This window comes from Actinoplanes sp. NPDC049668 (assembly GCF_044465445.1).
Classification (GTDB): Bacteria; Actinomycetota; Actinomycetes; order Mycobacteriales; family Micromonosporaceae; genus Actinoplanes.
This window is the reverse complement of sequence record NZ_JBITLR010000001.1, coordinates 1-15,833: the sequence shown is the minus strand read 5'-3', so window position 1 is coordinate 15,833 and position 15,833 is coordinate 1. Positions and strand designations below refer to the sequence as shown.

15 protein-coding genes are annotated in these 15,833 nt (G+C 70.8%); 8 read left to right on the top strand and 7 right to left on the bottom strand.

Features of this window, described 5'->3' with window-relative positions:
• Nucleotides 1-67: 67 nt before the first annotated feature.
• Together ACIBSW_RS00075 and ACIBSW_RS00070 are read right to left on the bottom strand one after the other, a co-directional pair.
• Nucleotides 68-1,435, bottom strand: a complete 1,368-nt coding sequence (locus tag ACIBSW_RS00075; protein ID WP_354723883.1) for a DUF1996 domain-containing protein — start codon at nt 1,433-1,435, stop codon at nt 68-70.
• 185 nt (nt 1,436-1,620) lie between these two features.
• Nucleotides 1,621-2,568 (bottom strand): ABC transporter substrate-binding protein, encoded by a 948-nt coding sequence (locus tag ACIBSW_RS00070; protein WP_354723884.1) that lies wholly within the window; start codon nt 2,566-2,568, stop codon nt 1,621-1,623.
• Nucleotides 2,569-2,756: 188 nt separating this feature from the next.
• Between ACIBSW_RS00070 and ACIBSW_RS00065 the strand changes: the two genes are divergently transcribed.
• From ACIBSW_RS00065 to ACIBSW_RS00045, 5 genes are all read left to right on the top strand, one after another.
• Nucleotides 2,757-2,987: a hypothetical protein gene (locus tag ACIBSW_RS00065; RefSeq protein ID WP_184990602.1), complete on the top strand. Its 231-nt coding sequence runs from the start codon at nt 2,757-2,759 to the stop codon at nt 2,985-2,987.
• A 700-nt stretch (nt 2,988-3,687) separates the two neighbouring features.
• Entirely contained in the window at nt 3,688-4,122 is a 435-nt protein-coding gene (locus tag ACIBSW_RS00060) for a hypothetical protein (RefSeq protein WP_354723885.1), read from the top strand.
• A 234-nt stretch (nt 4,123-4,356) separates the two neighbouring features.
• Entirely contained in the window at nt 4,357-4,776 is a 420-nt protein-coding gene (locus ACIBSW_RS00055; protein WP_354723886.1) for a hypothetical protein, read from the top strand.
• Nucleotides 4,777-4,868: 92 nt separating this feature from the next.
• On the top strand, nt 4,869-5,483 hold the full coding sequence (locus ACIBSW_RS00050; RefSeq protein ID WP_354723888.1) for an NAD(P)-binding domain-containing protein: 615 nt from the start codon (nt 4,869-4,871) through the stop codon (nt 5,481-5,483).
• Nucleotides 5,484-5,656: 173 nt separating this feature from the next.
• A complete protein-coding gene (locus tag ACIBSW_RS00045) occupies nt 5,657-6,463 on the top strand; it encodes an ATP-binding protein (protein ID WP_354723889.1) in 807 nt (268 codons plus the stop codon).
• 46 nt (nt 6,464-6,509) lie between these two features.
• Here ACIBSW_RS00045 and ACIBSW_RS00040 read toward each other — a convergent pair whose 3' ends face one another.
• The 3 genes from ACIBSW_RS00040 to ACIBSW_RS00030 all read right to left on the bottom strand — a co-directional run bounded on the left by ACIBSW_RS00040 (nt 6,510) and on the right by ACIBSW_RS00030 (nt 11,272).
• Nucleotides 6,510-7,880, bottom strand: coding sequence for a cellulase family glycosylhydrolase (locus ACIBSW_RS00040; protein WP_354730325.1), 1,371 nt, complete (start codon nt 7,878-7,880; stop codon nt 6,510-6,512).
• 143 nt (nt 7,881-8,023) lie between these two features.
• The gene (locus ACIBSW_RS00035) at nt 8,024-10,354 is read right to left on the bottom strand and encodes a response regulator (protein ID WP_354730323.1); all 2,331 of its coding nucleotides are present in this window, start codon (nt 10,352-10,354) and stop codon (nt 8,024-8,026) included.
• Nucleotides 10,355-10,618: 264 nt separating this feature from the next.
• Entirely contained in the window at nt 10,619-11,272 is a 654-nt protein-coding gene (locus ACIBSW_RS00030) for a DUF4360 domain-containing protein (RefSeq protein WP_354730321.1), read from the bottom strand.
• A gap of 474 nt (nt 11,273-11,746) precedes the next feature.
• Between ACIBSW_RS00030 and ACIBSW_RS00025 the strand changes: the two genes are divergently transcribed.
• The gene (locus ACIBSW_RS00025; RefSeq protein ID WP_354730319.1) at nt 11,747-12,394 is read left to right on the top strand and encodes a DUF4360 domain-containing protein; all 648 of its coding nucleotides are present in this window, start codon (nt 11,747-11,749) and stop codon (nt 12,392-12,394) included.
• A 125-nt stretch (nt 12,395-12,519) separates the two neighbouring features.
• On the opposite strand, the gene ACIBSW_RS00020 is transcribed toward ACIBSW_RS00025, so the two are convergent.
• A complete protein-coding gene (locus ACIBSW_RS00020) occupies nt 12,520-13,974 on the bottom strand; it encodes a protein adenylyltransferase SelO (RefSeq protein ID WP_354730317.1) in 1,455 nt (484 codons plus the stop codon).
• Nucleotides 13,975-14,043: 69 nt separating this feature from the next.
• On the opposite strand from ACIBSW_RS00020, the gene ACIBSW_RS00015 reads away from it, so the two are divergent.
• On the top strand, nt 14,044-14,649 hold the full coding sequence (locus ACIBSW_RS00015; protein ID WP_354730315.1) for a pyridoxamine 5'-phosphate oxidase family protein: 606 nt from the start codon (nt 14,044-14,046) through the stop codon (nt 14,647-14,649).
• Nucleotides 14,642-15,025 carry a hypothetical protein gene (locus tag ACIBSW_RS00010; RefSeq protein ID WP_354730313.1) on the top strand — a complete coding sequence of 128 codons (384 nt, stop codon included), beginning with the start codon at nt 14,642-14,644 and terminating at the stop codon, nt 15,023-15,025. The genes ACIBSW_RS00015 and ACIBSW_RS00010 overlap by 8 nt, the downstream gene beginning before the upstream one ends.
• Before the next feature lie 52 nt (nt 15,026-15,077).
• Here ACIBSW_RS00010 and ACIBSW_RS00005 read toward each other — a convergent pair whose 3' ends face one another.
• Nucleotides 15,078-15,557 (bottom strand): CAP domain-containing protein, encoded by a 480-nt coding sequence (locus tag ACIBSW_RS00005; RefSeq protein ID WP_354730311.1) that lies wholly within the window; start codon nt 15,555-15,557, stop codon nt 15,078-15,080.
• Nucleotides 15,558-15,833 lie beyond the last annotated feature (276 nt).

The following is a 15,833-nucleotide window of genomic DNA, read 5'->3' as shown; positions in this document are numbered from 1 at the left end:
CTCGAGTGTGCCAGCACCGCGCCGTAGAGCGCCGACCGGCTCCGGCCGGCGCTTACGGGCGTACGGATCAGAAGTCGCCGGCGGTGTTGCACTTGGCGCGCTGCACGACGCAGTTCTTCACGCGGTGCCCGAGTGCGGCGTTGTCCCAGGCCAGGAACGCGTCGCCGTGCATCGACGACGCCATCTTGGAGGAGAGCTGGAAGCCGTCCGCCGAGCCACTGGTCGGGTACGCGATCAGGAACGAGATCGACGGGATGGCGACCGGGAAGGCCCCGCCGCAGGTGCCGTCGTAGGTGTACGCGACGTGCGCCTTGTGCGTCGGGCTGTCCAGGTGCACGCCGTCCCAGCAGTCCGGGAAGACGAGCTGGAACATCAGCGTCGCGCCCGGCGCGCACCGCGGCCAGTTGCCGTCCGCGCTCCGGCCGATCTCGCCGCCCGCGCCGGCGCAGTAGAACTGGTTGACCGAGCCGGCCGGGGTGGGCGCCTGCAGCCGGGCGTCACCGGCGATCATCCGGAAACCCTGCGGGAACGGCACCGTGGCGGCCGCGTTGGTCAGCCGCGAGCCGTAGTAGACGACCACGTCCTTGGGCTCGACGACCTGGCCGCGCTCGTAGAGGCTGGGAATCCAGTACGCCGAGAGATCCTCGGCCGGGCGGCAACTGGTGCCGGCGTTGCGCAGCAACGTGTCCGTGGTGGTGCCGGCGTCGGTGCTGTCGTTGCCGATGAAGCTGTGCATGTGCGAGGCCCCGGGCATCCCGGGGAAGATGATCGGGTCGTCCGGCCTGGAGTGGCTGTAGAGGCAGGACGCGTTGAACTCGGGCACACGCACGGAGTTGGCGGGCACCGGCCGCGGCGCCATCGCCCGGAACTCGGCGAGCTGGGCGTTCCACCTGGCCTGGTCGATGGGGATCCAGCCGTCGCCCGGGGTGCCGCCGGAGCCGAACGAGAACCAGTTGATGTTGACGAAGTCGCCGGATCCGGTGTTCCGCATGACCGCGAAGACGGTCTGCGCGCCGGCCGGATGGGTCGTGGCGGTGGCCGTCAGCGTGACCCAGTTCTGCCAGCCGCCGGTCGCCGTGATCGGGAACTGGGCGAGCAGCGGGCCGGTCGCCGACCCGGTACGGAGCTCGACGCTGCCGGTGCCGATGGCCGAGGAGACCCGCGCGGTCACGGTCAGCGCGCCGGCCGCGCCGAGGTCGACGCCGTCGTACCGCATCCAGTCGCCGCTCGCCAGGTAGGCGGCGTTCTGGCCGCCGCCGGTGTCGCCGGTGGGTTCGAGCTGCACGCCGGACTGCGCGGCGTACGCCTCGGCCTGTACGACGGTCGTGGCCGCCGCCGCGGTGTCGGCGACCGCCAGGCAGAGCGCGCCGGTCAGGACGGTGGTGAGTGCCGCGGCGAGCAACGCCCGCGTGCCGCTGGTCGGGGATCTGTGCATGGCGATCCTTCGGGGGACGGGGCCGCCCTCGCCGCGATGGGGGATCGGCTGGGGAGGGCCGGTCGGTCGTTCGGGGTGCCCCGGAGTATGCCGCTGGGGAAGCGCTTTCTCGATCCCTGCGGCAGGATTCTAGGCATCATGTGCGGAAAGATGCGGCCGCGATGGGGAAGCGCTCACTCGCCCGGTCAGGGCAGGAGCTGATCCAGGGCGGGGGAGCTGGTGAAGATCCCGTCCGCGCGGCCGAGCGTGGCCAGCTGCTCCAGCGACGCCCGGTTGATGTCGCTCGACCAGTTCGGCAGGATCATCGCCGTGCGTACGGTGTCGGTGATCTGGGTGTAGGTGCCGACCGTGTCGCGGATCTCCTCCGGGTGGCCGGCGGCGTACCGCAGCGACTCGTTCACCGCCTCGGCGAACCGGGCGACCAGGTCCGGATCCGCCTCGATGGTCGGGCGGCTGGTGAAGTACATGGCCACCGTCAGGTCCGGCGCGGTGTCGACGAAGTTGGACGCCACCACCTGGCCGCCCTGGGTGAGCGCCTCGGAGAGCTGTGGCTCCACCACCCACGCGGCGTCCACCTGCCGGGCCTGCAACGCGGACGGCATCTCCGAGAACGGCATCGCCTGGAACCGGATGCCGGTCGGGTTCCCGCCGGCCCGGCGCACCGACTGCCGCACGGTGGTGTCGCCGAGATTCCGCAGGGTGTTGACGGCGATCCGCTTGCCGGCCAGGTCCTTAGCCGACCGGATCGGGCTGCCGTCGGTGACGACGACCGCGGAGAAGTCCCGGCCGGGCCGCCCGGTCGAGGCGACCCCGTTCGCCACCGCCTTGAGCGGCGCGCCCTCGGACTGCGCCGCCATCAGCGAGGTCACGTTGCTGAAGCCGAACTGGTAGCGCCCGGCGAGCACGCCCTTGACGATCAGCGCGCCGCCCTGCTCGGGCACCAGCGTGAGGTCGATGCCCCGGCGGCTGAAGAAGCCCTTCTGCCGGCCGAGGTAGACCGGTGCCACGTCGACGATCGGGATGACGCCGACGCTGATCCGGGTGGCCGCCACGCCGGGCCCCTCGTCCGAGGTGCAGGCGTACGCCGCGAGCAGCGTCGTTATCGCGGTGGCAGCGGCGAGAATCCGACGCATCCTGTGCACTCCTGGGGCCGTCGACGGGGTTTGTGCCCGGCGAACCGTACCCCGTCGTGTGGCCCGGGGGTGGGGGCGGAACGGACAGAGGTCGATGTCTACCCGGGCAGTACCCACCACAGGGGACGGAGGCCTTCTCGCTCGCCCGGGATGAGGCGCGGCGGGCGCGGACCCGGCAGGCTCGGCCCGTGACCAACTACCTGATCCGGGTGGCCGGGCATCTCTCCGACGAGCTACTGACCGCATTTCCGCTGCTCTCCGCGCAGCCGCAGACGGTGCTGCGCGGGGAGTTGCCGAATCAGGCGGTCCTGTCCGATGTGCTCCTGCGGCTCGACGAACTCGGGGTGCAGATCGTCGAGGTGGTGTACCTCCCGGAGCATCCCGGCCCGTCGATCCGGCACGGCCGCACCCTGACCTGAGCGGACGGCAGAGTCGCGGCGTGCCACCGCGCCCGCCGCCGGGCGGGTCGAGCGCACCCGGGAGCCGCGGCGGCCCCAGCTGGCGCGCCGCCTATCGGCCTGTCAGACACTACCCAGTTCCCTCATTCTGTGAACATTTCGACGACCCTCCGGCGGGCGCCGGCTTTTTGCGGTGCACCGCTGTCTATTGCGCGCGCGGATCCCGACCGTCTTACGAGTGTTTGCCGAGCAATATTATTTGGTGGCGTGTCGTTGCCGTGAGACATGTATTAAATCGCGAAAAGTCGATTTCCGACCGCGTTGAATCGCTCGTTTCGGCGACCTGGCGGCGATATTCCACTGCTCCGGTGTGGCCGTCACCGCAGGAAATGGTGGGTCCTCCGGTTCGTCGGAGCCCAGGTAGTTCGCGCTCAACGGCCGGCCGAATAGGCTCTCTGGCCGCAATAGCACGCGCGGCCTGATTGGTTGCGCGTTTCTTATCAACCGAAAGGTCTGATCTTCCGACCCGGTCGGCGGGAGCCTATCGTCCGCCCGGAGGACAAGGCCCGAATCGGCGGAATTACCCTCGGGTTTCTCGAGCGGCAACGGCGCGACACGCTAAATCACCTAATCGGGTTAACGTCGCCGTGAATCGCGAATTCCGGTGCCCGATTGTGTTTGTGTTGATCAAGCAATTGACCTGCCTAGAAAAGGTGGTTTCATGAGTAGGGCAACACGAATGCTGGCCGTGACCGGAATGACTCTGGTCACCGGGATGACCCTCGTGGTCGCTCCGGCTGCCGCGGCCCCGTCGACGGCGGCGGCGCTGACCGCGAACGCGGCGACGACGCAGGCCGCCAAGCAGCAGGCCCAGTCTCCCCGCGAACGCTACATCCGCAGCTACCGCTGGCGGGGCGACTGCCGGGACGCGGGCCGTCGCGGGGTGTGGCGGGACCGCTGGGACTACTACCACTGCGACCGGAACCGTAGGGGCGGTTGGGACCTCTGGGTCGGGTGGCGCTGGAACAACAACGACAACAACTGGAACAACAACAACCACCACGGTGGTCCGGGCGGTCCGGGTGGCCCCGGTGGTCCCGGCGGTCCGCACGGCGGTGGCGGGGGTCCGCACCAGGGTGGCGGGCACCGCGGCTAGTCCTGCCTGACCGACAGCACGAGACGGGCCACATCCGAATCCGGGTGTGGCCCGTTGTCGTCCCCGCTTGCCGCGCGGGTGTGCCGGAATCGCCCGGCAATGTGGTGACCTGCGCGGCGCGGCCCCGGCCCGCCGCGCCACCGCCTCGATCATCCGGGAGGCCTGCGAGTAGCCTGACGCGCCTTCACCCCCGGATCGATTGAGGCAAACGTGTCCTACTCAGAGCAGCCGTCCATGACGCAGGCGCCCTACGCGCAGGTCGCCGTCTCCTCCTGCCGGATGTGCGGCAGCGTGCCCGCCGTGCCGGTGACCTTCCGTGGGCACCGTGGCCTCGTGGTGCTGATGCAGTTCCTCAGCCAGGAGGGTCCGTTCTGCCGCGACTGCGGACTGGCCACCTTCCGCAGCATGACGTCCCGCACCCTGGTGCAGGGCTGGTGGGGCTACGGGTCGTTCATCGTCACGCCGATCACCGTGCTGATCAACCTGGCCAAGCGCGGCAAGGTGGCCAACCTGGCGGCGCCGCAGCCGAACCCGTACGGCCCCAGCCGCCCGCCGATGGAGCCGGGCCCGCGCCTGCTGCAGCGTCCGATGACCATCATCGGACTGGCCATCCCGTTCGCGCTGGTGCTCACGCTGGCCAACCTCGGCTCGTAAGCGCGCGCGGCGGGGAGGTGCGGGAGCGCCCACCCCCGCCGCGTTCAAGCGTTTCCCCCTCGCGGCGCCGACCGCGGGAGGAGAATCTCGACATGCGCATCGGAATCATCGGCGGTGGTGAGCTGGGCGGATCGTTGGCCGAGTGGTGGGCGCAGGCCGGTCACGACGTCGTCATCAGCGCGCCGGCGGCCGAACGGGGACTCACCGGCATCGTCACCGCGACGGACGCCGCCGACTTCGGGGACGTCGTACTTTTCGCGCCCGAGTGGGCGTCCGCGCATTCGCTGATCGACGCCACCGGGGCCGCGCTGACCGGCAAGCCCGTGCTGGACGCGACCAACCCCGTCGTCTGGACCAGGGGGCACGGGTACGAGCGCGCCGTGCCGAAGGGCCACAGCGGCATCGAGACGCTGGCGGAGTGGGCGCCCGACGCCCAGTGGGTCAAGGCGTTCAACACCTGCTCGCCCAGCGTGCTCCGGCGCCGCCGGGGCCGGGATCCGCTGCTGGCGGAGTTCATCTGCACCGACCACCGGGCGGCGCGCGACGCGGCCACCCGGCTCATCGGGGACATCGGGTTCGCGCCGTTCTTCGCGGGCGGGGCGACCAACGCCTGCCTGACCGAGACCGGCGGCCCGCTGCGGCTGCGGGAGGTCGACGTCGCGGACGCGACCGCGGTCTTCGCGGAGGCCGTCGCGATCGCTCGGTAGCGGCCGGGTCGATCGGCCGGACCGGCCCTGACTGCATCCTGGCTGCTGCATGGGCCGAGGGTCCCGAACGGATGACGCTGGAGCATAAGCGGCTGACGATGTTGACCGCCCGCAGCAGGACGTTCCAGACTGCCGATGAGGCATGAAACGGGCAGGGGATCAGGGGAGAAGACATGGAGGTCGAGCCCCCGTACGTGTTCAGCAAGGACCACCAGGCGGAGTCCGGCCTGTCGGTCACCCGGGCCCCGGACAATTCGGTGATCGAGATCGCGGTGCACGGGCGGTGGAGCCGCCGGATGTGCCTCGACGTGCATGCCCTGCTGCGCGGGTGCATGGCGGAGCACCCCTCGGCGATCATCATCGACCTGCACGACCTCAACGACCTGGACGCCGCGAGCGCCGGCGTGTGGCTCGCCAACGCCCGGGCGGCGAGCGCGCTCGCGCCGCCGGCCCAGCTGGTCCTGGCCATGCCGCCGACCAGGCAGCTGGCCGGCCGGCTGCGCAGGCTCGGCGCGGTGCGCACCCTGCCCATCTTCGTCACGGTCGAGCAGGCCCGCGCCGCCGTCGCCGACCGGACGCTGATGACCGATCGCCTGTACCTGAGCCGGCTGCGCCCGGAGCCGGCCTCGGCCGGCGCCGCCGGCGACCTGGTCACCGTCGCCTGCGACGCCTGGGGCCTGCCGAACCTGACGGACACCAGCCGGAAGGTCATGTCGGCGCTGGTGACCAACGCGGTCGAACACACCGGCACCGACATGGCCGTCACGGTCTCCCGCCGCGGCTGCGGCATCTACCTGGGGGTACGCGACGGCGATCCGGGGCTGACGGGCGTGCTCGGCCCGGGCGCCGACGACTCCGGCGCCGCCGTGCGGGGGTACGGCGAGGGCCTGCGGATGGTGGATGCCCGGGCCAGTGTCTGGGGCGCCATGCCGGCCCGGGACGGCAAGGTGGTGTGGGCGATCGTCCGCCCGCTGACCTGAGGCGCGTGCGGGCCGGGCGCGCAGCCCGACCCGCACGCCGGCGATCTCAGGCCGCGGTGCAGGAAACGGCCGGGATGCCGTTCGTGCCGTTCCAGCTGCCGAGGAACCCGAACTCGGTCCAGGCGCCGGCGCCGAGCCGGCCGTTGTAGCTCACGTTGCGCGCGGTGACGCTGGACGAGCTGCTGGTGATCGTCGCGTTCCACGACTGGGTGATGCTCTGGCCGTTGGGGAAGGTCCAGCTCACCGTCCAGCCGTTGACGGCGGCGCCGCCGGCGGTCACCCGCACGTTGCCCTGGAAGCCGCCGGTCCACTGGCCGACGACGTTGTACGTCGCCGTGCAGCCCTGGCCGCTGGGCGGCGTGGTCGGCGGGGTTGTCGGCGGCGTGGTGGGTGGCGTGGTCGGCGGCGTGGTGGGTGGCGTGGTCGGCGGCGTCGTCGGTCCGCCGCCGTAGACGGTCGCCTCCTTGGCGGTGGCCTTGATGCCGTTGGCGCCGTTGAAGATCCGCTGGCCCCAGGTGGTCAGCTGGGCCGGGTCGAAGCCGGCCGCCATGTCCAGGTACGGGTCGGTGTTCCCGGACCAGGACCAGCCCAGGTAACCGAGGCCCCGGGAGACCGACTCGGCCAGCACCGTCTCGTGATCGACGTTGCCGGCCGAGCGCTGCCAGCCGAACTCGCCGATGACCAGGGGCCAGCCCGCGGCCTGGAAGCGGTTGAGGTAGTCGGTGATGCTCGCGGGCGTGCTGAACACGTCGTACATGTGAATCGACAGCACGGTGTTGCGCAGGGTGTCGGCGTTCAGCACGGTCTGCGCGTTGTCCCGCATGACGTACTGCCAGTCCTGCCCCCAGTTGGGGCCGTCGATCATGATCAGGTGCTCGAATCCGTTGCTGCGCATCTTCTGGATGGCGGCGGTGGTCGCGCTGGTCCACTGGCCGGCGTTGGTGTTGCCGATCGGCTCGTTGCCGATGTTGATCACGACATAGCTCTCCTGGCCGACCAGCGCGCTCTTCTGGCTGATCCAGTAGTTGACCGCCTCGTCGAGCGAGGCGGCGGCGCCGTCCTCGCCGTAACCGGTGGTGTCGTGTACCTCGAGGACGCAGATCAGCCGCTGCTGCCGGCACAGCGAGATCACGTTGGCGACGTCCGTCGACGGGCCCCAGCGCTTGCCGCTGCCGAGCACGACGCGCACGGTGTTCGCGCCGAGCGCCTTGACGTCGGCGAACGACTTGGTCTGGTTGGTGTACCAGACGTGTGGGTGGTTGATGCCGCGCATGACGAAGGTCTGGCCGTTGGCTTCAACGATGTTCCGGCCGCTGATGTGCAGTCCGACGGCGGCCGACGCCGGCGGGGAGAACACCACCATCGAAGCGGCGATGGCGAGCAGGGCAGCGCCCAGGATGGCGAGTCGTCTCTTCATGAGCTACCTCAGAACGAGTGGCCCCGGGAGAAGGGGGCAGGAGGCGTCCGGCCCACGGACATGGACCCGACGATGACTGCCCGGCTCGCGACGGAGATCAGCGTAGGTCAATGTCCCGGCTCGGGGCAAGGCGGTCGGCCCGGCTACACGCTCAGCGATTCCCGGTGCTCGGCCGTGCGCCCGGTGAGTTCCCCGACGAGCCGGGACAGCTCCGGCAGGCTGGTGGCGCCCGGGCCGTGCGGCATGGTCGTGATGATCTTGGCGCTGAGCCGGGCCTTGTCGGTCGTGGTGAGGCTGCGCGCGGTCAGGATCACGACGGGGATGCCGCTGGTGGCCGGGTCGGCGTGCAGGGCGGCGACGACGTCGAACCCGTCCATGCCGGGCATGAGCAGGTCGCAGATGATGAGGTCGGGCCGGCGTGCGCGGGCGAGGGCGAGGCCCTCGCTGCCGCTGCCGGCGCGCCGGATCCGGATGTCCTCCGCGGTCAGGCTGGCGTCGATGATCTCCAGGCTGTGCGGGTCGTCGTCGATGGCCAGGATGTCGAGGGTCCGGTCGGTCGTCGCCGGGATGAGTCCGTGGCGCGCCAGCCAGGCCAGCAGGGCCGGCCGGCTCAGGGGCTTGACGAAGTAGTCGACCGCGCCGAGCGCCATGCCGATCGCCCGCGGGCCGGCGACGCTGATGATGACCACGGGAATGTGCCGGAGCTGGTCGTCGGCCTTGAGCGCGGCCAGCACCTCCCAGCCGTCCATGCCGGGCAGCCGCAGGTCCAGCAGGACGGCCTCCGGCGTGCAGTCCCGGGCGGCGGCGAGCCCCTGCTCACCGTCGGCGGCGACCCGAACGTCGTAGCCCGCCTTCTCGAGGTGTGTGGACAGCATCCCGGCGGCGCCGCGGTCGTCCTCCACGATCAGGATGCCGGCCGTGCCCGGCCCGGATCCGCCGGGTCCCGGGCCGGCCTCCGGTGACCGCGCGGCCGGCAGGTAGACCGTGAACTTGGCGCCGTGGCCGAGCTCGGACTCCAGCTCGAGGCGGCCGCGGTGCGCGGCGACCAGCCGCTGGGTCAGTGCCAGGCCGAGCCCGGTGCCCTGCGCGCGGGCGCCCAGCTCGCCGGCCTGCTGGAACTCCTCGAAGACCCGATGATGATCCGCGGCGGCGATCCCCGGCCCGGTGTCGGCGACGCTCAGCGCGATCTCGGCGCCGACCCGCCGCCCGGCCAGGAAGATCCGCCCGCCGGCGGGGGTGAACTTGACGGCGTTGGCAAAGAGGTTCGTCACGATCTGCCGCAGTCGCATCCGGTCCGCCCGCACCGACAACGACGCGACCGCAACGGTCACCTCGATCTCCTTGTGCTCCGAGAGCGCGCGCAGCGAGGCGACCACCTCGGCGACGGCGTCCGGCAGGAACACCGGCTCCGGGTGCAGGTCGAGCTGACCGGACTCGACCTTGGCCAGGTCGAGGATCTCGTTGATCAGCCCGAGCAGGTGGCTGCCGCTGGAGTGGATGTGGTGGATCCACTCGGTCGGCACCATGCTGTTCTGGCCGACGGTGGGCTCCGTGCGCATGAGGTCGCTGAACCCGATGATGGCGTTCAGCGGCGTGCGGAGCTCGTGGCTCATGTTGGCCAGGAATTCGCTCTTGGCCGCGCTCGCCGCGCGCAGGGCCGTCACCGTCGCCGACAGCTCGGCGGTGAGCTGGTCGCGGTGCACCACGGCGCTGTCCAGGGCCGTGGCCATCCGGCCCAGCTCGTCGCGGCCGGACACTCCGGTGCCGACCGTCGGATGGCCCGAGGCCAGGGCCATGGTCACCCGCGCCACCGCGGCCAGGGTCGCCATGATGCCGCGCACGATCAGGTACGCCAGGCCGAAGGCGAGCAGCACCCCGGCCAGCCACACCGCGATCATCTGGACGCGGGCCGTCTGGTAGGCCGCGTCGGTCTCCGCGCGCTTCTCGACCGCCGCCGCCGTCTCGATCATCACCAGCTCCTCCAGCGCCGCCGCGGCGGAGTTCAGCGCCGGGCGCGCGACCTCGTCGACCACCTGCTGGAAGCCCTGTACGTCGCCGTTGACGGCGAGCGGCACCAGCTCCTCGTTGCGGACCTCGCGCAGGGTCTCCAGGGAGTCGCGGTACTGGGCCACCGCCTCCTCCCGCCCGCTCATGTCCGTCGCGGTGTACCCGGCGAACACCGCATCGGCCTTGGCGTCGGCGTCGGACATCGACCGCAGATCGCTGAGCCGGTCGGCGGAGTCGTCGGCGATGAGGGCGTCGAGCAGCGACACCCAGGACCGTTGCACCTCCTGCTGAACCTTGCCGAGCTGGGCCACCGGCACCAGGGTCTGGCTGTAGAGGTACTCCGTCGCCACCGCCGTGTCCGCGAGCTTCTGCAGGCCGACCGCGCCGACGACGCTGCCGGTCACCACCGCGATCAGCACCGCCACGTAGATCTTCAGAGCTACCGACAGGTCGTTGAACCAACGCACGAAGACCCTCCGTCCCGGCAGTCACCGACCATGCGCGCGCTTTAATCCAACATATAAGGAAAAAACGGGCGCGAAGCCAGCGACGCAGTTTGAGGGCGTCGATGATCCCGGGGCTTTTGCGGTAGTTTGAAGCGCTGACAGCGTCTTCGCGACTCAGTACCCTGTTCGGGGTGAATCGGATCGGGCGGGCCCGGGCAACGACCACGAAGGGCTCCGCGGAGCCCTTCGTGATCATCGGATCTGCTGCAGCGGCGGGTTACGGTGTCAGCACCGCGTCCAGCTGAAGTTGAAGAGGGTGTCGACGTCGCCCTCGCTCGTTCTCATCGACATGCTGCTCTTGCTGCCCGACGAGCCGCCGTCCACCCGCAGCTCGGTGTTGATGTTCAGCACCTTCTGCGCCGAGCAGGGCGTGTAGACCAGCACGGGCGCCACGTCCCGGGTCTCCCAGTAGCCCTGGAGCGGGCCGGCGAACGTCTCCTCGGTGCTGCTGCTGGTGGAGGAGCCCTGCCAGTAGTAGTTCGTGCGCTGCAGGGCCGTCGCGCCGGAGTAGAGCCGGGCCCGGCCGCGGTACTCCGCGTCGGCGATCGCGAAGGTCCATCCCGCGGGGACGGTCACCAGCACGCCGACCTGGCAGTTCTTGCGGCGGTCCGTCGGGTCGGCGTTGCCGCCCGACTCGGCCACGAAGTCGTAGTACCGGATCCGGAAGCCGGTCCGGTCGGAGTTGGGGATCACCGCTGCGGTGCCGGGCGCGCAGCCCGAGCCGTTGGCGGCGATCACCTCGAGCGTGATGTTCGTGTCCGGGACGGTGGCGGCCGCGGCGGGAGCGGCGGCGTGTGCCGGGGCGGACAGCGACAGCGACAGCACCGTGCAGAGTGCGGCGAGAGCTCCTCGTCTCGCGCCGGCGAAGCTTTTGGTCATCGTATTCCTCTCGATTGCTACTCAATTTCTGCCGGGAATCGCGCGTGCTTCATCGCTGAATTACCCGGGCCGCGTGCGACCCGGGATGATGTCCGTCATCGGTGGCGGCCATAGCGTCAATACGTGCCGCTAGGGAATGCTAGCCAGCGGGTACCCCCTACACAAGCATTGACGATGATCGATGTCTCGTGCCCTGTGCGTACGCCGAGTTGAGGCGGCCTGACGCCCAGTAATCGCGGCGATTCGCGGATATTGCAAGGATATTTCGGTCCTTTCAACCAGGTGTGTGGCCCGAAAAATCCTGAAGATGCGATGTGTTGCTTTGCGCGACCTGTCGAAAATGCCCGAGAAGCCTGTATGGCGCAATCCAACTACCGCGCATTGAGACCAAATGGCAGCCCATTGACCGACATCAATGAATGCCCATAACATCGATCCGCGTGCGCATCGTTGTATCACCTCGAAGGGAGTTCCATGCGTAAATTGTTGGTGCGTGGCGGAGCCGTGCTGGCGTTAATAGCCGCCTCGCTTGTCGTGGGATCACCCGCCTCAGCCGGAGGCCCGCTGGGCGACCCGCCGTCCGACCACATCGTCATCGACCTGGTCGCGATGGCCGGGTCCGGCTGCCGGCCCGGCACGGCCGACGTCGCGGTCTCGCCGGACAACACCGCCTTCACCGCGATCTACAGCGACTACCTGGCACAGGCCGGAACGGGCATTCCCACCACGGAAGGCCGCAAGAACTGCCAGCTGAACGTGTTGGTCCACGTACCGCAGGGCTTCACCTTCGCGATCACCAAGGTGGACTACCGCGGGTACGGGCTGCTGCAGCGGGGTGCCACCGCCTCGCAGCGGGCCAACTACTACTTCCAGGGCATGACCCAGAGCACGTACTCCGTGCACCCGATCGCGGCTCCGCTGGACGACAACTGGTTCGCCAGCGACGAGGTCCCCGTCGCCGCGGTCGTCTGGCATCCGTGCGGGGAACTGCGCAACCTCAACATCAACACTGAGCTGCGGCTCGCCAAGGGCACATCCACGGACGCGAGCTTCCTGACGATGGACTCCACCGACGGCAGCATCTCCACCACCTACCACTTCGCCTGGAGGGAGTGCCCGTAGCCGATCGGGCACGGCGACCCTCGGTCACCCGCTCCGGTGGCCGGGGGCGCCGGGGCCGGACCGCCTCAGGTGCGACCCTCGGTCACCCGCTCCGGGGCCGGGGGTCGCCCGGGCCGGGCCGCGCCTCAGGTGCCGCAGAAGGTCCGGTAGCTGCCGAAGTCCGGCGGCGCCGGCGCGGCGTAGCGCTCCAGGCCGGGCCGCTCGTCGTAGGGGGCGGTCACGGCGTCCAGCAGGCGGTCGAGCTCACCGAGGTCGTCCGCGGCCGCGGCCGCGAGGGCCGCCTCGACGAGGTGGTTGCGGGGGATGTAGACCGGGTTGACCCGGTCCATGGCGTCGGCGTCCGGGCGCAGGGCGCGCCAGCGCGCCACCCAGTCGTCGAGCGGCGCGAGGTCGGCGAACAGGCGGCGTACGGGCTCGGCGTCACCGCGGGCGGCGACGGCGAGCGCGCGGAAGAACGAGGTGTGGTCGACCTGGTCCGCGCGTAGGAGCGCCGGCAATCCGTCGATCAGCGGTGCGGCCGCCGCGAGGCCGGAGGGGAGGCCGAGCTTGGCCCGCATGCCGGCCGACCACGCGGCGTCGTAGCCGGTGCGGAACCCGGCGAGGGACTCCTGGGCGAGCGCGACCGCCCGCTCCTCGTCGTCATCGAAGAGCGGCAGCAGGGACTCGGCGAGCCGGGCGAGGTTCCACTCGGCCACCACCGGCTGATTGCCGTACGCGTAGCGCCCGCCGTGGTCGATCGAGCTGAAGACCGCGGCCGGGTCGTGTGCCTCCATGAACGCGCACGGCCCGTAGTCGATGGTCTCGCCCGAGATCGTCATGTTGTCGGTGTTCATGACGCCGTGCACGAATCCCACGTGCATCCACCGGGCCACCAGCGCGGCCTGCGCGGCGGCCACCGCCTCGAACAGCGCGAGGTACGGGCGCTCGGCACCCGCCGCGCCGGGGTGATGCCGGTCGATCGCGTGGTCGGCGAGGCGGCGCAGCAGGCCGGTGTCGCCCGCGGCCCGGGCGTACTGGAAGCTTCCGACGCGCAGGTGGCTGCCGGCGACCCGGGTCAGAACGGCACCCGGCAGCGTGGTCTCGCGGCGCACCGGGCGCCCGGTCGCCACCACCGCGAGCGAGCGGGTCGTCGGGATGCCGAGGGCGTGCATGGCCCGGCTGACGATGTATTCGCGCAGCATCGGGCCGACCGCGGCCAGGCCGTCGCCGCCGCGCGCGAACGGTGTGCGCCCGGAGCCCTTGAGGTGCAGGTCGCGCACGTTGCCGTCGGCGTCGACGAGCTCGCCGAGCAGCAGCGCGCGCCCGTCGCCCAGCCGCGGGGAGTACCCGCCGAACTGGTGCCCGGCGTATGCCTGCGCCACCGGGGTCGCGCCGTCGGGGACGTCGGCGCCGACCAGCAGGCGCACACCGCCGGGGCCGCGCAGCCAGGCGGGGTCGAGGCCCAGCTCGCCGGCGAGTCGCTCGTCGAGCACGAGCAGCCGTGGATCGGGCGTCGCCGCGGCCTGCCAGGGCACCGCCAGCTCCGGGAGTTCGCGGGCGAAGCGGTTGCCGAGGGCCACGGCCGGCGGTGCGATGCTCACACCGTCGAGCGTACGGTGAGTGGGAAATCACGTCGGCCGGCCCGTCGCCGATCGGCGAGGATGAGTGGCATGAAGGTGCATGAGCGGATCGACGGCCGGCTGCGCGACTTCATCGAGGCGCAGCCGATGTTCTTGGTGGCGACCGCGCCGTCCGGCCCGGGCGGTCATGTCAACGTCTCGCCCAAGGGCATGACGGGCACGTTCGTGGTGCTCGGCGAGCACCGGGTGGCGTACCTGGACTACCACGGCAGCGGCGCGGAGACCATCGCACACCTTCGCGAGAACGGGCGGATCACGCTGATGTTCTGCGCCTTCCAAGGCCCGCCCAACATCGTCCGGCTGCACGGCCGCGGCCGTGCCGTGCCGATCACCGACCCGGAGTACGCGGAGCTGGTGCGCTTCTTCCCGGCCCCGCCGGACACCCACGGCGTCCGCTCGATCATCGACGTCGACGTCACCCGGGTCAGCGACTCGTGCGGTTACGCGGTGCCGCTGATGGCCTACGAGGGCGACCGTGACCTGCTGACGCGGTGGAGCGAGCGGCGCACCGAGGAGGACCTCGCGGAGTACCGCCGGGTGAAGAACGGCGTCAGCATCGACGGCCGGCCGATCTTCGCCGCGCCCGCCGAGCCGGAAATTGTCACAGGCTCCCGGCATCATCCGGGGCATGGCTGAAACCGCCGCCCCGACTCCGCACCCGAGGCTCGAGCTGCCGCTGGCCGAGGCGCGCGCCCGCTTCGTGCAGCTGGCCCGGCTCGCCGGTCTCACCCGGCAGACCACTGTGGTCACCGACGGCGGCCGCCCGCTGGCGGCGATCGTCCCGGTGACCGGGGCCGTCGCCGAGCGGAGCGACGGCGCCGCCGCGGGCTGGATCCGCCGCATCGAGAAGCTGCGCGCCGAGCTCAGGCGCCAGCACGTCGGCCTGGAGCGGGCGCTCGAGCAGGCCTGGCGGGAGCTGGACCGGCTCTCCCCGCCGGGCGCCGACGCCCGCCTCGACGCGCTGCGCACCGCCCACGCTGACGTGCGCGCCCGCGCACCCGGTCCGGAATGAAACAGCGCCCCCGCCGAAGGGGGTCGGCGAGGGCGCTGTCGTTCCGGTCGGCTCAGAAGCCGAAGACCTGCGTGTAGTAGGCGTTGCCCTTGGCGTTGTAGACGGCGCCGACGCCGACGGCCTTGGACTTGCAGTTGAGGATGTTGGCGCGGTGGCCGGAGCTCTTCATCCAGGCCTTGACGACCTCGTCGGCGGAGCGGTAGCCGTAGGCGATGTTCTCGCTGGAGGGGCGGACGTAGCCGGCGGCCTTGGCGCGGTCCACGAACCTCGAGTTGTTCCGGCCGGTGTGCGAGAACGTGCCGGTCTCCGCCATCCACTCGCTGTGGCCGCGGGCCGCGGTCGTGAGTTGCGCGTTGACCGTGACGGCGGGGCAACCCTTGGCGGTGCGCTGCTCGTTGGTGAGGCGCGCGATGTCCGCCTGCAGGGACTGCTCCGACGCCTTGGCCGGCGCGGCCACGGCCGGGGACACGAACATCGCGGTGCTGAGGGTGGCGGGAACGAGGGCGGCCAAGACGTAACGGCGGTAGCGCAAGGAGGTCCCTTCGTCGTTCGGCGCCTGGCCCGTCGCCAGGTTCACAGTTCTGGTCGGCGCCGTTCGGGGAGTTCTCATAGCAAGACGGGTTCCACCTGGTCGCCGATCGGTTGCCGGCCAGCCCGTACGGCAAAAGCGGTCGAGCCGCCCGGCGGGTGCCGGGCGGCTCGTGGGGTAGTGCGGGTGGTGCGGGGTGGTTCAGGCGATCTTGACGTTGAAGATCGGGTTGGCGGCGAGCTTCTTGAACGCGGCCAGGTTGTTCTTCGTGCTGTCGAT

Excerpts from the sequence above, each read along its gene's own strand:
- ACIBSW_RS00075 (WP_354723883.1), bottom strand. The coding sequence starts at position 1,435 with ATGCACAGATCCCCGACCAGCGGCACGCGGGCGTTGCTCGCCGCGGCA.
- ACIBSW_RS00070 (WP_354723884.1), bottom strand. The coding sequence starts at position 2,568 with ATGCGTCGGATTCTCGCCGCTGCCACCGCGATAACGACGCTGCTCGCG.
- ACIBSW_RS00060 (WP_354723885.1), top strand. The coding sequence starts at position 3,688 with ATGAGTAGGGCAACACGAATGCTGGCCGTGACCGGAATGACTCTGGTC.
- ACIBSW_RS00055 (WP_354723886.1), top strand. The coding sequence starts at position 4,357 with ATGACGCAGGCGCCCTACGCGCAGGTCGCCGTCTCCTCCTGCCGGATG.
- ACIBSW_RS00050 (WP_354723888.1), top strand. The coding sequence starts at position 4,869 with ATGCGCATCGGAATCATCGGCGGTGGTGAGCTGGGCGGATCGTTGGCC.
- ACIBSW_RS00045 (WP_354723889.1), top strand. The coding sequence starts at position 5,657 with ATGGAGGTCGAGCCCCCGTACGTGTTCAGCAAGGACCACCAGGCGGAG.
- ACIBSW_RS00040 (WP_354730325.1), bottom strand. The coding sequence starts at position 7,880 with ATGAAGAGACGACTCGCCATCCTGGGCGCTGCCCTGCTCGCCATCGCC.
- ACIBSW_RS00030 (WP_354730321.1), bottom strand. The coding sequence starts at position 11,272 with ATGACCAAAAGCTTCGCCGGCGCGAGACGAGGAGCTCTCGCCGCACTC.
- ACIBSW_RS00025 (WP_354730319.1), top strand. The coding sequence starts at position 11,747 with ATGCGTAAATTGTTGGTGCGTGGCGGAGCCGTGCTGGCGTTAATAGCC.
- ACIBSW_RS00015 (WP_354730315.1), top strand. The coding sequence starts at position 14,044 with ATGAAGGTGCATGAGCGGATCGACGGCCGGCTGCGCGACTTCATCGAG.
- ACIBSW_RS00010 (WP_354730313.1), top strand. The coding sequence starts at position 14,642 with ATGGCTGAAACCGCCGCCCCGACTCCGCACCCGAGGCTCGAGCTGCCG.